Origin of the sequence: Plantactinospora mayteni, from assembly GCF_016862935.1 — a bacterium.
Classification (GTDB): Bacteria; Actinomycetota; Actinomycetes; order Mycobacteriales; family Micromonosporaceae; genus Plantactinospora; species Plantactinospora mayteni.
Genome location: NZ_BONX01000009.1, coordinates 37393 through 55431 on the forward strand (window position 1 = coordinate 37393; position 18039 = coordinate 55431).

At 72.7% G+C, this 18039-nt stretch carries 12 protein-coding genes; 5 read left to right on the top strand and 7 right to left on the bottom strand.

What is annotated here, in order from left to right; translation table 11 throughout:
* The first annotated feature begins 92 nt into the window (after positions 1-92).
* Positions 93-1331, top strand: coding sequence for a cysteine--1-D-myo-inosityl 2-amino-2-deoxy-alpha-D-glucopyranoside ligase (gene mshC / locus Pma05_RS08500; RefSeq protein ID WP_203856780.1), 1239 nt, complete (start codon positions 93-95; stop codon positions 1329-1331).
* Between the two features lie 58 nt (positions 1332-1389).
* Here mshC and Pma05_RS08505 read toward each other — a convergent pair whose 3' ends face one another.
* Both Pma05_RS08505 and Pma05_RS08510 read right to left on the bottom strand, forming a co-directional pair.
* Positions 1390-2181 carry a GntR family transcriptional regulator gene (locus tag Pma05_RS08505; protein ID WP_203856781.1) on the bottom strand — a complete coding sequence of 264 codons (792 nt, stop codon included), beginning with the start codon at positions 2179-2181 and terminating at the stop codon, positions 1390-1392.
* Positions 2182-2794: 613 nt separating this feature from the next.
* Positions 2795-3664, bottom strand: a complete 870-nt coding sequence (locus Pma05_RS08510) for a PAC2 family protein (protein ID WP_203856782.1) — start codon at positions 3662-3664, stop codon at positions 2795-2797.
* Between the two features lie 305 nt (positions 3665-3969).
* Here Pma05_RS08510 and metH point away from each other — a divergent pair, with 305 nt between their 5' ends.
* Both metH and Pma05_RS08520 read left to right on the top strand, forming a co-directional pair.
* Complete coding sequence (gene metH / locus Pma05_RS08515) at positions 3970-7482, top strand: methionine synthase (protein WP_203856783.1); 3513 nt, start codon at positions 3970-3972, stop codon at positions 7480-7482.
* Between the two features lie 165 nt (positions 7483-7647).
* On the top strand, positions 7648-9780 hold the full coding sequence (locus Pma05_RS08520; protein WP_203856784.1) for a LuxR family transcriptional regulator: 2133 nt from the start codon (positions 7648-7650) through the stop codon (positions 9778-9780).
* Between the two features lie 153 nt (positions 9781-9933).
* Here Pma05_RS08520 and Pma05_RS08525 read toward each other — a convergent pair whose 3' ends face one another.
* Genes Pma05_RS08525 through Pma05_RS08535 form a run of 3 tightly spaced genes read right to left on the bottom strand, consistent with a single transcriptional unit; the run spans position 9934 to position 12639 of the window.
* Positions 9934-11082: an oxalate decarboxylase family bicupin gene (locus Pma05_RS08525; protein ID WP_203856785.1), complete on the bottom strand. Its 1149-nt coding sequence runs from the start codon at positions 11080-11082 to the stop codon at positions 9934-9936.
* Positions 11079-11345, bottom strand: a complete 267-nt coding sequence (locus Pma05_RS08530) for a hypothetical protein (RefSeq protein ID WP_203856786.1) — start codon at positions 11343-11345, stop codon at positions 11079-11081. The genes Pma05_RS08525 and Pma05_RS08530 overlap by 4 nt, the downstream gene beginning before the upstream one ends.
* Positions 11346-11376: 31 nt before the next feature.
* Entirely contained in the window at positions 11377-12639 is a 1263-nt protein-coding gene (locus tag Pma05_RS08535; RefSeq protein WP_239311983.1) for an Nramp family divalent metal transporter, read from the bottom strand.
* 235 nt (positions 12640-12874) lie between these two features.
* Between Pma05_RS08535 and Pma05_RS08540 the strand changes: the two genes are divergently transcribed.
* The gene (locus Pma05_RS08540; protein ID WP_203856787.1) at positions 12875-13609 is read left to right on the top strand and encodes a neutral zinc metallopeptidase; all 735 of its coding nucleotides are present in this window, start codon (positions 12875-12877) and stop codon (positions 13607-13609) included.
* Between the two features lie 146 nt (positions 13610-13755).
* Positions 13756-14409: an HAD family hydrolase gene (locus Pma05_RS08545; RefSeq protein WP_275414660.1), complete on the top strand. Its 654-nt coding sequence runs from the start codon at positions 13756-13758 to the stop codon at positions 14407-14409.
* 184 nt (positions 14410-14593) lie between these two features.
* Here Pma05_RS08545 and Pma05_RS08550 read toward each other — a convergent pair whose 3' ends face one another.
* Both Pma05_RS08550 and Pma05_RS08555 read right to left on the bottom strand, forming a co-directional pair.
* Positions 14594-17140, bottom strand: a complete 2547-nt coding sequence (locus Pma05_RS08550) for an ABC transporter permease (RefSeq protein ID WP_203856788.1) — start codon at positions 17138-17140, stop codon at positions 14594-14596.
* A complete protein-coding gene (locus Pma05_RS08555; RefSeq protein ID WP_203856789.1) occupies positions 17140-17907 on the bottom strand; it encodes an ABC transporter ATP-binding protein in 768 nt (255 codons plus the stop codon). Before Pma05_RS08555 ends, Pma05_RS08550 begins: the two co-directional genes overlap by 1 nt.
* Positions 17908-18039: the final 132 nt, after the last annotated feature.

Here is an 18039-nt window from a genome sequence, read left to right on the forward strand (position 1 = left end):
CTGCTCCGGACCGTCGGGCGGACCCTGTCGATCTGATCACCCCTGCCGTCAGGGCCGGGGTTGGTGTCCGCCCGGCTGACTAGTCTGTGACCATGGAAACCTGGATGGGTCACGAGATTCCGCGGCTGCCGGGCAGGGGACCGCAGCTCGCTCTGTACGACTCGGCACGCCGGGGCGTGCACCCGACCCGCCCTTCCGGGCCGGCGACCATGTACGTCTGCGGCATCACCCCGTACGACGCTACCCATCTGGGGCATGCCGCGACGATGATCGCCTTCGACGTCGTACAGCGGGTGTGGCGGGACGGCGGCCATCCGGTCAGCTACGTGCAGAACGTCACCGACATCGACGATCCGCTGCTGGAGCGCGCCGAGCGGGACGGCGAGGACTGGGTGGTGCTGGCGATGCGGGAGACCGCGCTGTTCCGGGAGGACATGGAGGCGCTGCGGATGATCCCGCCCGCCCACTACGTCGGCGCCGTCGAGTCGATCCCGGCGATCGCCGAGAAGGTCCGGGTACTGCTGGACGACGGTGCGGCGTACCGGCTCGGCGACGGCACCGGGGACGTCTACTTCGACCTCTCCGCCGCGCCCCGGTTCGGCTACGAGTCCAACCTCTCCCGGGAGGAGATGCTCGGCTACTTCGCCGAGCGGGGCGGTGATCCGGACCGGGCCGGCAAGCGGGACCGTCTCGACCCGCTGCTCTGGCGCGGCGCCCGGGACGGCGAGCCGGCCTGGGAGGGTGGCCCGCTGGGCCCCGGGCGGCCAGGCTGGCACATCGAGTGCGCGGTGATCGCGATGGCGCTGCTCGGGGACACCATCGACGTCCAGGGCGGCGGCAACGACCTGCTCTTTCCGCACCACGAGTGTTCGGCGGCGCACGCCGAGCGGCTGACCGGGGCGGAGCCGTTCGCCCGGCACTACGTACACGCCGGGATGATCGGCCTGGACGGCGAGAAGATGTCGAAGTCCAAGGGGAACCTGGTCTTCGTCTCCCGGCTCCGGGCCGACCACGTGGACCCGATGGCGGTGCGGCTGGCGCTGCTCGCCGGTCACTACCGCAGCGACCGGGAGTGGACCGACGACCTGCTCAAGGAGGGCACGAAGCGGCTGGCCCGGTGGCGGGAGGCCGCCACCGCGCCGTCCGGGCCCGCCGGCCCCGAGCTGCTGGCCGGGGTACGCGAGCGGCTCGCCGACGACCTGGACACGCCGGGCGCGCTGGCCCTGGTGGACCGCTGGGCGGATGCCGCGCTGGCCCGGTCCGGTGCCGATCCCGCCGCACCGGACCTGATGGCCGCTACCGTCGACGCCCTGCTCGGCATCAGGCTGTAAGCCGCCCCCCGAGGTCCCCTCACCCGCTCTGGGCTGCGGAAGGACCTCGGGGCACCGCTCAGCCGAGCACCAGCCCCGGGTCCGGGTCGGGTTCCGGCGCGGGGCCGGGGACCTGATACTGCTCGGTCAGCGTGGTCATCGGCCCGGGCCAGGTCGCCTGGGCCACCTCGATCGGCCGGTGGCTGGCGTCGTAGGCGACGTGCAGCAGGTGCAGCACCGGGGTGTCGGGGCGAATCTGGAGGATCTCCGCCTCCTCCCGGCTCGGCTGTCGGGCGCTGATCTGGTCGGTCGCCGACACGTAGCGCCGGCCGATCGCCTCCTCGGCCTCCTGGTAGAGCGGCCGGCCGTACGCCTCCATCCGCTCCAGGCTGGTGCCGGCGGCGTCGGCGGTGCGGAACCAGGAGGCGCCGACCTCGACCGGTACCTCCTCGGTGCGTACCAGGTGCCGCCGGACGATCAGCTCGGTGCCGTCCGGTACCCCGAACGCGTCGGCCACCTCGGGTGGGGCGGGTGCCCGGCCGACCTGCACCAACTGCTGCCGGTACCGGGCGGCCAGGTCGGCGTGGTAGCCCCGGTGTCCGCCGTACCGGCCCCGGGAGAGCCGGTTGAGTCGGCGGCGGGTACCCCGGACGTACGTGCCGGAGCCCGGCTTGGTGATCAACACGCCCTCCACCCGCAACTGGTCGATGGCGCGCTGCACGGTCTGCTTGGCCACCCCGAACATCTCGGCGATGGCCGGGATGGACGGCAGTCGCTCACCGGCCGCCCAGTCGCCCGCCCGGATTCGCGCCCGCAATTGCGCGGCGATCTGCCGGTGGGGAAACTCGGCCGCTCCCGGGTTGATCTGCACTGTGCCCTCCGTCCAGGTCTTCCACGCAGGTCTTCCGCCCAGCAATAACGCTAGGTTCCTAGGATGCCGTACGGGGTGTGCACCGGGCAACCGAAACGACAAGCCAACTACCGAAAGCTTCGCGTCTCCGGATCAGTCGGCACGGAACACCCCGCCGCCGGTTGAACCGGGCCGGCCACGGGGGCGGTCACCGAGGGCGGTCACCGGGCACCGGGCGGCGCCGCGGGATGTCTCCCGAGCCGCAGGGCCACCGACATCCGCCTGCGGCACCTGCTCCTCGCGGCACACCCCTGCTCACCTGTACACCAGATGCGCTACCGGCGACGGTTAGCGCATCTGGTGTACAGGTGAACGGGGGAGTCACCCCGGGCGCGTCGGGCGGGAGGCAGGCGCGGGGTGGATGGGTGGGTGTGGTGGGGGGCTGGGCGTGACGGTGTCGGCGAGGGGCGCCGTAGGTGGAGACGGTCGGCGGTGCGAGCGGGTGTCACCCACCTGGCGGGGCGTGGTGGAGACGGGCCGGCGGGTGCGAGCGGGCGTCGTCCGGCTGGGAGGGCGTGCCGGAGTTACCGGGGCGCCGGCCGGCCTGCGGTGCGGCCGGCGCGGCAACCCGGGTCTACCAGGAGCCGGCGGTGGGGCCGGCCGAGCCGCCGCGACGGCGCAGGTACTTCTCGAACTCCTGAGCGATCTCGTCGCCGGTCAGCGGCTGGATGCCGGCGTCGCCGACCCGTTCCTCCAGTTCGCGGACGTACTCGCCGAGTTCGGCGTCCTGCTCGGCGGCGGTACGGACCCGCTGCTCCCACTCGGCGGCCTCCTCGGCCAGGTCCGACATCGGGACCGGCAGGTCGAGCACCTCCTCGACCCGGTGCAGCAGCGCCAGCGTCGCCTTCGGGCAGGGCGGGTTGTTGGCGTAGTGCGGCACGTGCACCCAGAACGACACCGCGTCGACCTCGGCCCGGGTGGCCGCGTCGTGCAGTACCCCGACGATCCCGGTCGGGCCGTCGTAGCGGGTCGGGGTGAGCTGGTAGCGCTCGGCGGCGTCCTTGTCCGAGGCACTGCCGCTGATCGGCAGCGGCCGGGTGTACGGCACGTCGGCCAGCAGCGCGCCGAGCAGCACGATCCGGTTGATCTCCAGGCTGTGGCAGAGTTCGAGCACCTGCTCGCAGAAGGTGCGCCAGCGCATGCTCGGCTCGATGCCCCGGATCAGCACCACGTCCCGGTCCGTACCGGCCGGACTGGCCCGCATGAACCGGGTGGTCGGCCACTCGACCCGGCGGGTCTCGCCGTCGGCCATCGTGATCGTCGGCCGGCTCACCTGGAAGTCGTAGAAGTCCTCGGGGTCGAGTTCGGTGATCTGGCGCGCCTCCCACACCTGTTCGAGGTGCTCGACCGCCGCGGTGGAGGCGTCGGCCGCGTCGTTCCAGCCCTCGAAGGCCGCGATCGCGACCGGCGAGCGCAGCACGGGCAGCCCGTCGAACTCGGTCACGCCCTATCCCCAGCGTGCGTGCCACGGCCGAGCCGGGCGGGCCGGAGCCGCCCGGTGGTGCCCGCGATGTGCCTGGTGCTGCCGTCCCTGTTGTCCCTCACGTCCGTCAGCCTACGTCCCGGACTCGGATGCGGCCCGCCGGCCGCGCCGGCTCGGCCGCCCGGGGAAGCGGTCCCGGCGGGCGGCACCAGCAGGCTGCCCCGGACATCCAGGGACGGAAGGGGCGATTGCCCGCCGGATCGTACGTTGGGGAACGGTACGCCTACAACCGGTTGCCGGAACCGGGTCCGGACTAGCCTGGAGCCGTGCCGACTCCGCTACGTGACGCGCTCGGCGGCCGGGTGCTGGTCGCCGACGGTGCGATGGGGACGATGTTGCAGGCGGCCGAGCTGACCCTGGACGACTTCGAGGGCCACGAGGGCTGCAACGAGATACTCAACGTGAGCCGGCCCGACGTGGTCCGGTCGGTCCACGACGCGTACCTCGCCGCCGGGGCGGACTGTGTCGAGACGAACACCTTCGGCACCAACCTCTCGGCACTGCGCGAGTACGGCATCGAGCAGCGGATCACCGAACTGGCCGAGGCCGGCGCCCGACTGGCCCGGCAGGCCGCCGACGCGGCGAGCACCCCGGAGCGGCCCCGGTACGTGCTCGGCGCGATGGGGCCGGGGACCAAGCTGCCGACCCTGGGACACCTCGGCTATCCCGAGCTGCGCGACGCGTACCAGCGGAACGCGGCCGGGCTGGTCGCCGGCGGGGTGGACGGGCTGGTCGTGGAGACCTGTCAGGACCTGCTCCAGGTCAAGGCGGCGGTGGTCGGGGCCCGCCGGGCGCTGGCCGAGGCCGGTCGGGAGCTGCCGGTGATCTGCCACGTCACGGTCGAGACCACCGGCACCATGTTGCTGGGCAGCGAGATCGGCGCGGCGCTGACCGCGCTGGAGCCGCTCGGCATCGACCTGATCGGGCTCAACTGCGCCACCGGGCCGGCCGAGATGGCCGAGCACCTGCGCTACCTGTCCCGGCACGCCCGGATCCCGCTGTCGGTGATGCCGAACGCCGGCCTGCCGGAGCTGACCGCCGACGGGGCCCGCTATCCGCTGACCCCGGAGGAGTTGGCGGACGCGCTGGCGGGCTTTGTCGACGAGTACGGGCTCTCCCTGGTCGGCGGCTGTTGCGGCAGCACACCGGAGCACATCCGGGCGGTGGTGGAGCGGCTGGGTGACACGGTGGCGCCGCCCCGTACGCCCGAGCCGGAGCCCGGGGTGGCGAGCCTCTACCACCAGGTGCCGTTCGCCCAGGACGCCAGCGTGCTGATGGTCGGCGAGCGGACCAACGCCAACGGCTCCAAGGCGTTCCGGGACGCGATGCTGGCCGGGGACTGGCAGGCGTGTGTCGAGATCGCCCGGAGCCAGGCCCGGGACGGGTCACACCTGCTCGACCTCTGCGTCGACTACGTCGGCCGGGACGGCGTACGCGACATGCGGGAGATCGCCGGCCGGTTCGCCACCGCCTCCACACTGCCGATCATGCTCGACTCGACCGAGCCGGCCGTCATCGAAGCCGGGCTGGAGATGCTCGGCGGCCGGTGCGTGGTCAACTCGGTGAACTTCGAGGACGGCGACGGCCCCGACTCCCGGTACGCCCGAGTGCTGCCGCTGGTCCGCGAGCACGGCGCCGCGGTGGTGGCGCTGACCATCGACGAGGAGGGGCAGGCCCGGACGGCGGAGTGGAAGGTACGGGTGGCGTCCCGGCTGGTCGACGACCTCACCGGCCGGTGGGGGATCGATCGCCGGGACATCCTGGTCGACTGCCTCACCTTCCCGATCGCCACCGGCCAGGAGGAGACCCGCCGGGACGGCGTCGAGACGATCGAGGCGATCCGGGAGATCACCCGCCGCTATCCCGGGGTCAACTTCACGCTCGGCGTCTCGAACGTGTCGTTCGGGCTCAACCCGGCGGCCCGGCAGGTGCTCAACTCGGTCTTCCTGCACGAGTGCGTGCAGGCCGGCCTGACCAGCGCGATCGTGCACGCCAGCAAGATCCTGCCGATCGCCAGGATCCCGGACGAGCAGCGCGAGGCCGCGCTCGACCTGGTCTACGACCGGCGCCGCCCCGGGCACGACCCGGTGGCGCGGTTCATCGACCTCTTCGAGGGGGTGGACGCCGCTTCGGCCCGAGCCAGCCGGGCGGAGGAGTTGGCCGCCCTGCCGGTCGACGAGCGGCTGAAGCGGCGGGTGGTCGACGGCGAGCGCAACGGCCTCGAAGCCGACCTCGACGAGGCGCTGACCACCCGGCCGGCGCTGACCATCGTCAACGAACTGCTGCTGGACGGGATGAGGGTGGTCGGCGAACTGTTCGGCGCCGGCCAGATGCAGTTGCCGTTCGTGCTCCAGTCGGCCGAGGTGATGAAGGCCGCGGTGGGCCATCTCGAACCGCACATGGAGAAGACCGACGACGGCGGCAAGGGCCGGATCGTGCTCGCCACCGTCAAGGGCGACGTGCACGACATCGGCAAGAACCTGGTCGACATCATCCTCTCCAACAACGGCTACGACGTGGTCAACATCGGGATCAAGCAGCCGATCGCGGCGATCCTGGAGGCTGCCGAGGAGCACGGCGTGGACGCCATCGGGATGTCCGGGCTACTGGTGAAGAGCACCGTGGTGATGAAGGAGAACCTGGCCGAGATGGCGTCCCGAGGTGTCGCGCGGCGCTGGCCGGTACTGCTCGGCGGTGCGGCGCTGACCCGGTCGTACGTCGAGGACGACCTCCGGTCGACGTACGCCGGTGAGGTGCACTACGCCCGGGACGCCTTCGAGGGACTCTCCCTGATGGACCGGGTGATGGCGGCGAAGCGGGGTGGTGCCCCGGTGGTGGACGCCGAGCGGGAGGCGGCCCTGGCCGCCCGGCGGGCCCGCCGGGACCGGCAGCGGGCCCGGACCGCCGCCGCGTTGCCGGAACTCTCCGACGACTCGGTCCGCTCGGACGTGCCGACCGACGTCACGGTGCCGACGCCGCCGTTCCTCGGTACCCGGGTCGTCAAGGGGATCCCGCTGGCCGACTACGCGGCGCTGCTGGACGAGCGGGCCACCTTCGGAGGCCAGTGGGGGCTGCGCGGCTCGCGCGGCGGCTCCGGGCCGAGCTACCAGGAACTGGTGGAGACCGAGGGCCGGCCCCGGCTGCGCTCCTGGCTGGACCGGCTCGCCGCCGACCGGGTACTGGAGGCGGCGGTGGTCTACGGCTACTTCCCGGCCTACGCCGACGGCAACGACCTGGTGCTGCTGGACGAGGGTGGCGGCACCGAACGGGCCCGGTTCAGCTTCCCCCGGCAGCGGCAGGAGCGCCGGCTCTGCCTGGCCGACTTCTTCCGGCCCCGGGGCGACCAACTCGACGTCGTCGCGCTGCAACTGGTCACCGTCGGTCAGCCGATCAGCGAGTACGCGGCGAAGCTCTTCGCCGGTGACGAGTACCGCGACTATCTGGAGGTGCACGGGCTGTCGGTGCAGCTCACCGAGGCATTGGCCGAGTACTGGCACCGCCGGATCCGGACCGAGCTGACCCTGCCCGACGGCCGTACGGTGGCGGACGACGACCCGGCCGACCTCGCCGGACTGCTGCGTACCGACTACCGGGGCTGCCGGTACGCGTTCGGTTATCCGGCCTGCCCGGACCTGGCGGACCGGGTGAAGCTGGTCGAGCTGCTCGGCGCGGAGCGGATCGGGGTCCGGCTGTCGGAGGAGTTCCAGCTCGTGCCGGAGCAGGCGACCGACGCGATCGTGGTGCACCACCCGGACGCCAGCTACTTCAACGCCCGGTGACCGCCGGAGGTCGAAACGCCTGGCAAGCGGCAAAGGTCGAAACGCCCGGTCACCGGGGAGGTAATTGGCGGCGAACTCCGGCGGAGCCGGGAACGCCCTGGATAGCCTCCGGATGGAGGCCGAATCCGTCTCGTGTCCGGTGGAGGTCGCCGCCGAGGGGGTGCCATGGCCACGTCGTTCACGGTGGACCGGCCGGGCGGGCCGGCGGCGGACGGGCTACCGGTCGGCTCCGCCGCTCAGCGGTGGATCCTCCGCGCGGTCGCGATCTGTGCAGACCCGTGCCAGATCTGGTTCCTGGAGCGGATGACCGACCGGTCCGGCCCGGCGCTGCACGACGACGTCGAGGCGCTGATCGCCCGGGGTGCGCTCGCGGACTCGCCCGGCGGGCTGCGGCCCGGCTCGGTCGAGCTGCGCGACGCCGTCCGCCGGGGCATCCCGCCGTCGCTGCTGGCCGCGCTGCACAACCGGGCCGCCGGGGTACTGGCCGCCGAGGCGCGTCCGGTGGCGGCGGCCGAGCACCTGCTCCGGGTACTGGAGGTGGCCGGGCGGGTCGACGTACCCCTGGTTTCCCGGCTGGTCGCCGATCCGGCGGTCGACCCGTCGACGGCGGCCGACCTGCTGCTCGCGGCCCGGGCCGGTCGGGATCCCGGGCTCGGTCCGGAGTTGCGCCGGGACTGGGCGCTGGCCGCGGTCGACCACCTGATGCTGGCCGGCCGGATCGAACCGGCGCTGGCGATCCTGGGCGACGAGATCGCGGCCGACCGGGCCGGGTCTGGATACCGGGCGCTGCTGCTCGGCCGGCTCGGCGCCTGGTACGCCACCGGCCGGCCGTCGCTGGCCTTCGACTACCTGGACCGGGCCCTGGCCCAGCCCGACCTGCGGCCCGGTCAGCGAAGCTGGCTGCTGACCACGCTCGCCGCGGTGGCGGGCCGGCTCGGTCGGCCGGACGTCGACTCGCTGCTGGCGGCGGCGGACCGGGCCCAGGCCGAGGCGCCGACCCCGGACGGCGAGATCCGGTTGGCGCTGGCCCGGGCCGGGAGCGCCCTGGCCGGCGGGGATCTGCCGGCCGCCCGGCAGGTGCTCGGCCAGGTCGACCCGAGCGCCCCGGCGGCCCGGGTGCAGGCCGCGTTCCTGCGGGTCGAACGGATCGGCTGCCAGCTCGCCTCCGGCGAGTACGAGGAGGCCGGCACCGCGCTGCGGTTCGCCGAGGTGGATCTGGGCGTCCTGGGCGGGGCGGCTCAGCCGATGCTGGCGGCTCTGGACTGCCGGCTGCGAGTGGCTGTCGGTGACCTTCCGGAGGCGTCGGCCCGGGCCGGGCTGGCGCTGCGTCACTGTCCCACCGGTCAGCTCGGCGACGAGGTGCACGCCGAACTGCTGGCGGTACGGGTGGAGGTGGCGTACCGGCAGGACCGGCCGGACTCTGCCCGGGAGCTGCTTGCCGGCGTCGAGACACCGGTGGACTGGCCGGATTCCGTGGCCTGGGTACGCCTCGCCGGTGCCGCCGCCCTCGACCCGGAGCCCGGCCGGCACGCCGGGTTCCTCCGGGCGGCCGTCGACGCGCTGGCCCGGTCGGTACGTCCCCTGCTGCTCGTCCCGCAGCAGGCGCCGGCGCTGACCCGGGCCGCGCTGCTGCTCGGTGATCCGCACCGGGCGCACCAACTCGCGGATCACCTGGTCCGGATCGCGCAGCGGGTGGACAGTGGACTGTGGTGGGGCGTCGCGCAGCACGTCGCCGGGCTGGTGCAGCGGGATCCGGGGCTGCTGCACGGTGCGGTGGCCCAGTTGCGTACCACCTCGGCCCGGCCGGTACTGGCCGACGCGCTGCACGACCTGGCCGGCACGCCCGGCACCGGGCCGGCGGAGGCCCGGCGGGCGGCCGAGGAGGCTGCCGCCCTGTACGGCCGGCTCGGTGCGACCGGTGACCAGGAGCGGGCGGTCCGTTGCGGACGCGCCCTGGTGGCGTCGGACCGCCGGCACCGGGGCGCCCGGCGCGGCGCCGGGTGCGACGCGCTGACCGCCGCCGAGACCCGGGTCGCCGAACTGCTGGCCGGCGGGGCGACGAAGCAGCAGGCGGCGGCGAGCCTGTTCGTCTCCTTCCACACCGTGGACGCCCAACTCCGCGCGGTGTACGCGAAACTGGGCGTCCGGAACCGGCTGGAACTGGCCCGGTTGTGGTCCGCCCGGGAGAACCCGACCCCAGCCAGCCCGGCACCGGACGAGCCGATCCGACCGAACCCGGCACCGGACGACCCGGCCCGCCCCACCTCGACGCCGGCTGACCCGGCCCAGCCCGACTGAGCCGGCCTGCGGCTCCGGCCCGGCCGAGTCCGGCGCGAGGGCTCTGCGGCCGAGTCCGGCGTGGTGGCTCCCCGGCCCAGTCCTGCGCGGCGGCTTTCCGGCCGAGTCCGGCGTTGTGGTTCCCCGGCCGAGTCCGGCGTTGTGGCTCGCCGGTCAGGAGGCGATCGGTCGCTTCGTCCTCGGGATCGACTCGACCAGCGAGCGGGGCAGGTTGAGGGTGTCGGCGGCGACCTGTGGCGGGGTGTTCGCCATCCACTGGGCCAGCGAGATGTCCTCGAACCGCGGGTTGCGGAACATCTCCAGGAAGACCAGCGGTTCCTTGCCGGTGTTCTCGATGTAGTGGCCGTAGGCGAACGGCACGTAGCCGACGTCGCCCGACCGGTAGTCGAAGGTCCGGCTCACGCCGGTACTGGCGAAGACCCCCATCCGGCCGCTGCCGGAGATGTAGTACTGCCACTCGTCGTCGGTGGGATGCCAGTGCAGTTCGCGCATCGCGCCCGGCTCGATCTCCACCAGTGCCGCGCAGATGGTGGTGGCGGCGGAGAAGTTCGTCACGTCGGCGATCCGTACCGTGCCGCCGTCGAAGCGCTCCGGTGCCTGCGCCTGCAACCGGTGCTTGAACGTACGCGGCACGTCCCCGGTGGGGCTGACCACCCGGTCCGAGCCCAGCGGGGGCGGTACCTGCCCCCGGAAGATGTACTTCTCCTTCTCCGGCAGCTCGGCGAGCTGCTCCGTACGCCAGCCGAAGTTCTTCGCGATCACCTCCTTCGGGGTGTGTGCGAAGAAGTCGCTGATCAGGAAGGTGCCGTTCTCCGAGAAGGCGCCGTCGTCGAAGACGAGCAGGAACTCCACCCCGTCGTCGAGGGCCTGGATGTGGTGCGGTATCCCCTTCGGGAAGAACCACAGGTCGCCCTGGGAGACGTCGTCGAGGAAGTTGCGCCCCTCTTGGTCGACCGCGCCGATCCGGCAGCTCCCGGCCAGCACGTACGCCCACTCGGCCTGCTTGTGCCAGTGCAGCTCGCGGTAGGCGCCCGGTTCGAGGGCCATGTCGACCCCGCTGAGCGTGCTGGCGATCGGCAACTCGCGCTGGGTCACCTCGCGGGTCCAGCCGCCCTGCTCGATCCGGGTGTGCGCGTTGGAGAACGAGAACCTCAGGTTGGGTACCGTGCCCCGGTCGGTCGTCGGCGGTACCAGCAGATCCGGGTTCTGCCGGTCCAGCCCGACGTTGCGGGGCCCGACGTCGAGGCCCCCATCGGTGCCGCGTTTCGGTTGGGGTAGGTCGTCGCGGGACGTTCGGCTCATACCAGTTCTTCCTCTCGTCGACGGAGATCGGTTGGTCGGGTCCGCGGGGTCGTCTGCGGGATGGCCTGCGGGGTGGCCGCGCCGAGCAGGAGGGTCCGGACCAGCGCGGGTCCGCCGTGCAGGCCGACCACGGCCGGGATCGCGAGGCAGGTCAGGGCCAGTACCAGCACCGTCCAGAGTGGTGCGCCGGTCAGCCCGGCACCGGCGGTCAGTACGGTGAGGACGCCGAGGTTGCGCCGGGTCCGGGCCAGCGGAACGATCATCGAAACTCCCTTTCGGACAGTCGTCGACGGGCTAGAACAGGACGGAGAGTGGCAGGCTGCATCCGAGGGCGGCGACGACGGCTCCGGCGGTGGCCGCGACCGCGGTGGTCAGCCGGGCGTTCACCAGTGGTCCCATCGTGTTCCGGTCCCGGCAGAAGAAGACCAGCAGGAAGAGCGCGACCGGGATACCCAGCGAGATGACCACCTGGCTGAGGATCAGCAGCCCGGTCAGGGAGACGCCGAGCAGCAGGGCGAGCACGGCCGGGGTCATCGTCACGATCCGGCGGACGTGCAGCGGGATCCGGCGGGCGAGGAAACCGCTCATCACCACGTCGCCGGCCAGGGTGCCGACGCCGCAGGAGGACACCCCGGAGGAGAGCAGCGCGATGGCGAAGGCGAGCGCGGCGCCGCCACCGGCCAGCCGGGCCAGCTCGCCGTGCGCGTCGAACAGGTCGCCGGTCCAGCCGGCGCTGGCCGTGCCGAGCCCGGCACCGAGCATGATCATCGACAGGTTGACCACCGTGGCGATGCCGAGCCCGACCGTGCAGTCGAGCCCGATCGCCCGGCGGACCCGGGCCGGATCCCGGCGAGCCCGGGCGGCCGACATCCCGCGCCCCTGCACCAGGGCGGAGTGCAGGTAGACGGCGTGCGGCATCACGGTCGCCCCGACGATGCCCATCGCCAGCACCAGCGATTCGGTACCGGCGAAGCCGGGCACCAGCCCACCGGCCAGCCCGGCCGCCGACTGGTGCCCCACCGCCAGCAGGTCGTAGCCGATGCCGGCGCCGATCAGCAGCAGCGCAGCCGCGCTCACCAGCTCGAACCGCCGGGTACGCCCCCGGCGGCGCAGCTCCAGCAGCAGCAGCGAGGCCACGGCCGTGACCAGGGCGGAGAGCGCGACCGGCATGCCGAACAGCAGTCGCAGCCCGATCGCCGCGCCGACGAACTCGGCGAGATCGGTGGCCAGCACCACCACTTCGGCCTGTACCCAGAGCAGTCGGCTGCCCCAGCGGGGAAACCGGGCGCGGCACAGCTCCGGCAGGCTCCGCCCGGTCGCCACGCCGAGCTTCGCCGCCTGGTACTGGATCAGGATCGCCACCAGGCTGGCCGCGACCACGACCCAGACGAGCAGGTACCCGGAGACCGCCCCGGCGGTCAGGTTGGTCGCCACGTTGCCCGGGTCGACGTAGGCGATGGCCGCGACCAGGGCCGGACCCAGCAGCGGGTTCAGTCGGCGGCGGGGCCGGACCGGTCGGGTCTCGATCGTCCGGACGGGAGCGTTGGTCGTCGTCACGCCTGCGGTCTAGCCGCGAGCCGGCGCGACAATCTCACGTGATCGCGGGAAATGCCGCCCGCCCGCCCACCGCCGCCGGCCGCTCCGGTGCGTCGCCGCACTCCGCATACTTGATCCCGCAGGGTCTGGCGGACACCCGCTCCCGCAGGGTTCCCGGCCGGCCCCAGGGCAGGGGTTTGACCCGGTCGTCACCCTGGGAAGTGTTCTGGTCCCTCGACCCGAGTGGGAGGCCGTGATGCGCCCGTTGCGCCGTACCGACCGACTCTGCCGGCTGCTCGCGCTGGGCGCGACGCTGGTCGTCGTGGCCGCCTGCTTCGCCGGTGGGACCGGCGAGGAGAGTGGACCGGCTCCGGACAATCCGGGTACGCCCGCCAGCGGCAGCGCCGAGGCCGACGGCACCATGACGGTGGACGAGTTCCAGCGCGACATCGAGGGTGCGGTACGGGTCGCCGAGGAGTACTGGACGGGGCGGTTCGAGGCGTCGGGGGAGCGGTTCCGGCCGATCCGCCGGATCACCCCCTACCAGCGGGACGGCGAGGTCGACTGCGCCGGCCAGGGACTGCCGCGCAACAACGCCGTCTACTGCTCGGCGGGCGACTTCATCGCGTACGACGTCAACTGGGCGGTCGCCGCCTTCCGGCAGATCGGCGACGCCTTCCTCTACTACCTCCTCGGCCACGAGTACGCGCACGGCGTGCAGGTGCGGCTCGGCATCCGGTACGACTTCACCATCCAGCAGGAGTTGCAGGCCGACTGCATGGCCGGGGCGTACCTCGGGGACTCGGTGCGGGGACGGGCGCTGACCATCGAGGACGGTGACCTCGACGAGCTGGGCGCCGGACTGCGGGCGGTCGCCGACGACCCGGGCCAGCCGTGGTTCGCCGAGGGGGCGCACGGCACCGCGCAGCAGCGTACCGATGCGTTCTTCGCCGGTTACCAGCGCTCGCTGGCCCCCTGCGATCTCGGTTGAGCCGACCCCGGACGACGCCGGACGTGAGGCATCCGCCACACTTCCGGGTCGGTTCCGGGAGATCGTCCGTCCGCGTTGGCAGGATCGGAGCCGGCAGCTCGCGTCAGATCCGGGAGGAAACCCTGAACAGCCAGCATCTCGCCGCGGTGCTCTTCGACATGGACGGCACGCTGGTGGACAGCGAGCGGTTGTGGGACATCGGGCTACAGGAACTCGCCGCGCACTACGGCGGCACGCTCTCCGAGGCGGCCCGGTTCGCCATGGTCGGCACCGACATGGCCGTCTCGATGCAGATCCTGCACACCGACCTGGGCCAGCCGTGGCGGGACCCGGCGGTCAGCGCCGCCTGGGTCGACCGCCGGGTCGGCGAGCTGTTCCTGACCGACCTGGTGTGGCGGCCCGGGGCGCTTGCCCTGGTCACGGCGGTACGCGCCGCCGCGGTACCGGCCGCGCTGGTCACCTCGACCCGGCGCGCGGTGGTAGAGATCGCGTTGGAGACGCTCGGCCGGGACACCTTCGACGTGGTGGTCTGCGGTGACGAGGTGTCCGCCACCAAGCCGGACCCGGCCCCGTACCTGACGGCGGCCCGACTGCTGGACGTGCCGATCGCCCGGTGCGTGGCGATCGAGGACTCGCCGGCCGGGGTGGCCAGCGCCCTCGCCGCCGGAGCCGCCGTACTCGCCGTGCCGCACGCGGTGCCGCTCGACCCGGCCGACGGCGTACGCCTGCTGGAGACGCTGACCGGAGTCGACCTGGACCTCCTCTCCGGCCTGCTCTCCCCGCTCGACCTGTCCCGCTGACCCGCCGCCCCTCTGGGTCGGAACGTGGCCGGCTGTGTCCCGCTGACCCGCCGCCCCTCTGGCTCGGAACGTGGCCGGCTGTCCCGCTGACCCTGGACGGAACGTGGCCGGGGGCGGCGCCCGTCCCGACGCCGCCCCCGGCCCTGCTGCCCACGGCCACCCCCACGGGCCATGGGCCGGCCCGCTACTCGTGCGCGATGGCGCCGAGCACGTTCAGTCGGGCGGCGCGGATCGCCGGCAGTACCGCCGCGACCACCCCGACCACGGCCGCCAGGCCGAGGAAGAGCCCCATCTCGCTCCACGGCAGCACCAGGTTGGTGATGCCGTCCTCGCGCAGTGCCCGGACCACGGCGGCGCCGAGCCCGGCGCCGACCGCCACCCCGAGCAGGGCACCGAAGACCGAGATCACCACCGCCTCGACGGTGATCATCCGCATGGTCTGACCCCGCCGCAGCCCGATGGCCCGCAGCAGCCCCAGCTCCCGGGTCCGCTCCAGCACCGACAGCGCCAGCGTGTTCACGATGCCGAGTACGGCGATCACGATCGCCAGCGCGAGCAGGATCTGGATCATCGTCAGCAGCCCGTCGAGCTGGCCGGCCTGCTGCTCGATGAAGTCGGCCCGGTCGGCGACCGACACCTCGGGGCTGTCCGCGAGCAGCGTCTCGACCCGCGGCATCACCTGGTCGACCGAGGCACCCGGCGCCAGCTTCAGGTACGCCTGCGTCGGCTGCGGCACCGCGAAGTTGGCCGCCGCCGAGGCCGGGATCACGAACCCGCCGAACAGCTCGGACTCGGCGTAGATGCCGGTCAGCGTGTAGTTCTGGGCATCCCCACGGGACAGTTGCACCGGCACGGTGTCCCCGACCGAGAGGCCCCGGTCCTTCGCGGTCTTCGAGTCGACCAGGAGCTGGTTGGGGCCGAGCGAGTCGATGCTGCCGGCGGTCGGGGTGGCCCGGTAGATCTCCCGTAGCGCGGGCACGCTGCTGGTCGCGGTGATCCAGCCCTGCTTGCCGCCGACCACCGCGCGGTCGCCGTACAGGCCGGCCACCATGGCCACACCGGGCACCTCGGCGGCCTGGTCCAGCACCGCCGGGTCGAAGCTCGGCGGCCGGGGACCGGTCTGCGCCCCCGAGATGACCAGCTCGGCCTGGATGGTGTCCTCGGCCAGCGCGGTGATGCTGCTCTTGGCCGAGTCGAGGATCACCGTCACGCCGGTGACCAGGGCGATCCCGACCATCAGCGCGGCGGCGGTGATCGCGGTACGGCGTGGGTTGCGGCCCGAGTTCAGCCGGCCCAGCTTGCCCGGGACCGACCAGGAGAAGAGCCGGCCGAGCAGCCCGACCACCGGGCGGCTGATCAGCGGGGTCAGCAGGGCCACCCCGATGAAGCAGAGCAGTACGCCGCCGAGGATGGTCAGCAGGGTGTTGCCGCCGGTGCCGCTGAGGCCGAACGCCATCAGGGTGCCGCCGATCGCGGAGACCACCGCACCGGCGACCGAGATCTTCGTCAGCGGCCGGTCCGGCGTCGCCACGTCCTGCATGGCGGCCACCGGAGGGATCCGGGCGGCCCGCATAGCCGGTAGTACCGCCGCGATGACGGTGACGACCAGGCCGACCGCGAAGGAGCTGATCACCGCGGCCGGGGGTACGCCCAGCCCGGCCAGTTGCAGCCCACCGGCGGTCTGCCCGAAGACGTACGCCAGCAGTGCGCCCACGCCGATCCCGGCGCCGAGCCCGAGTACCGAGGCGACCAGGCCGATCGCAACGGCTTCGACAAGTACCGAGCCGATCACCTGACGGCGGCCGGCCCCGATCGCCCGGAGCAGCGCGAGTTCCCGGGTGCGCTGGGCGACGATGATCGAGAACGTGTTCAGGATCAGGAAGATGCCGACGAAGAGCGCCACCCCGGCGAAGCCGAGCAGGATGTTGTTGAAGAAGGCGAGCCCCTCCTTCAGCCCGGCGGAGGCGTCCTCGGAGAGCTGTTCGCCGGTCTTGACCACGTAGCCGTCGCCGAGCGTGCCGGCGATGTCGTCGCGCAGCTTCGCCGGGTCGACCCCGTCGGCCGCCTTGACGCTCAGCTCGGAGAAGACGCCGGGCTGGCCCAGCATCAGTTCCTGGGCGGCCCGTTCGGTGAAGGTCACCTCCTGGGCGCCGCCGAGGCTGTCCCGGTCTCCGCCGTAGCCGAAGATGCCGACCACGGTGAACTCGCGCTTCGGCTGAAGCGTCAGGATGCCGACCCGGTCGCCGACGGCGAGCTTGGCCGCCTTGGCCACCGCCCCGTTGACGGCCACCTCGTTGTCGGCGGTGGGGCCCCGGCCCTCGCGAAGTTCGACCTGACCGCTCTCGCCGGTCCAGTTGGAGCCGAACTGGGGCGCGCCCACCGAGGTCAGCACCTTGCCGTTGCTGCCGATCACCCGGGCGCCGTCGGCCGCGGCCAGACCGGTGGCGCTGGCCACCCCGGAGACCCCACGGACCTGCTCCAGGGCGCTGGCCGGGAAGGTGCCGGCGACCTCCATGCCCTCCATCTCGCCGACGTCGATCTTCGGCTTGGCGCTGACCCCGACGTCGGTGCCGGCGTACGCGTCGCTGAAGACGGTGTCGAAGGACCGGCCCAGGGTGTCGGTGAGGACGAAGGCGCCGGAGACGAACATCACGCCGAGCACGACGGCCAGTCCGGAGAGGACCAGCCGGACCTTGCGGGCGAGCAGGCTCTTCAGGGTGGCGCGCAGCATCAGAGCCCCGCCTCGGCGAGCCCGTCGAGCTTCTTCATGGTGTCCAGCACGGTCTCCGGGGTCGGTTCGATGAGCTCGGAGACGATCTGGCCGTCGGCGAGGAAGATGACCCGGCCGGCGTAGGAGGCGGCCACCGGGTCGTGCGTGACCATCACGATGGTCTGCTGGTATTCGGCGACCGAGCGGCGCAGGAAGCCGAGCACCTCGGCGCCGGCCCGGGAGTCCAGGTTGCCGGTCGGCTCGTCGGCGAAGATCACGTCGGGCCGGGAGGCGAGTGCCCGGGCGCAGGCGACCCGCTGCTGCTGCCCGCCGGAGAGCTGGGCCGGGCGGTGTCCCAGCCGGTCCCGCAGCCCGACGGTGTCGATGACGGTGTCGAGCCATTCCTTGTCGGGTTTACGACCGGCGATCGAGAGCGGCAGCAGGATGTTTTCCAGCGCGGTCAACGTGGGCAGCAGGTTGAACTGCTGGAAGATGAAACCGACTTTATCCCGGCGCAGTTTGGTGAGACCCGCGTCACCGAGTCCGGTGACGGCGGTGTCGCCGATGTGGATGGTTCCCCGGGTTACCGAGTCGAGCCCGGCGAGGCAGTGCATCAGGGTGGACTTGCCGGATCCGGACGGTCCCATGATGGCGGTGAACCGGGCCCTTTCGAATTCCGCATTCACGCCACGCAGCGCGGCAACCTGTGCCTCTCCGCTGCCGTACACCTTCCACACGTCGTTGGCCCGGGCGGCCATCTGGGCACCTCGGGCTAGCGTCGCGGTCACTTTCATCTCCCCCTAGACATTCTTGGTCCGGCCGGACCATCCGGTCCGGCCGGCAGCATCCATCGTCGGCGACCAGGGCAACCTCGGCGTCCCTCCCGCGGCGGAGCTCGACGCGGAAAATTCGCTGCGGGT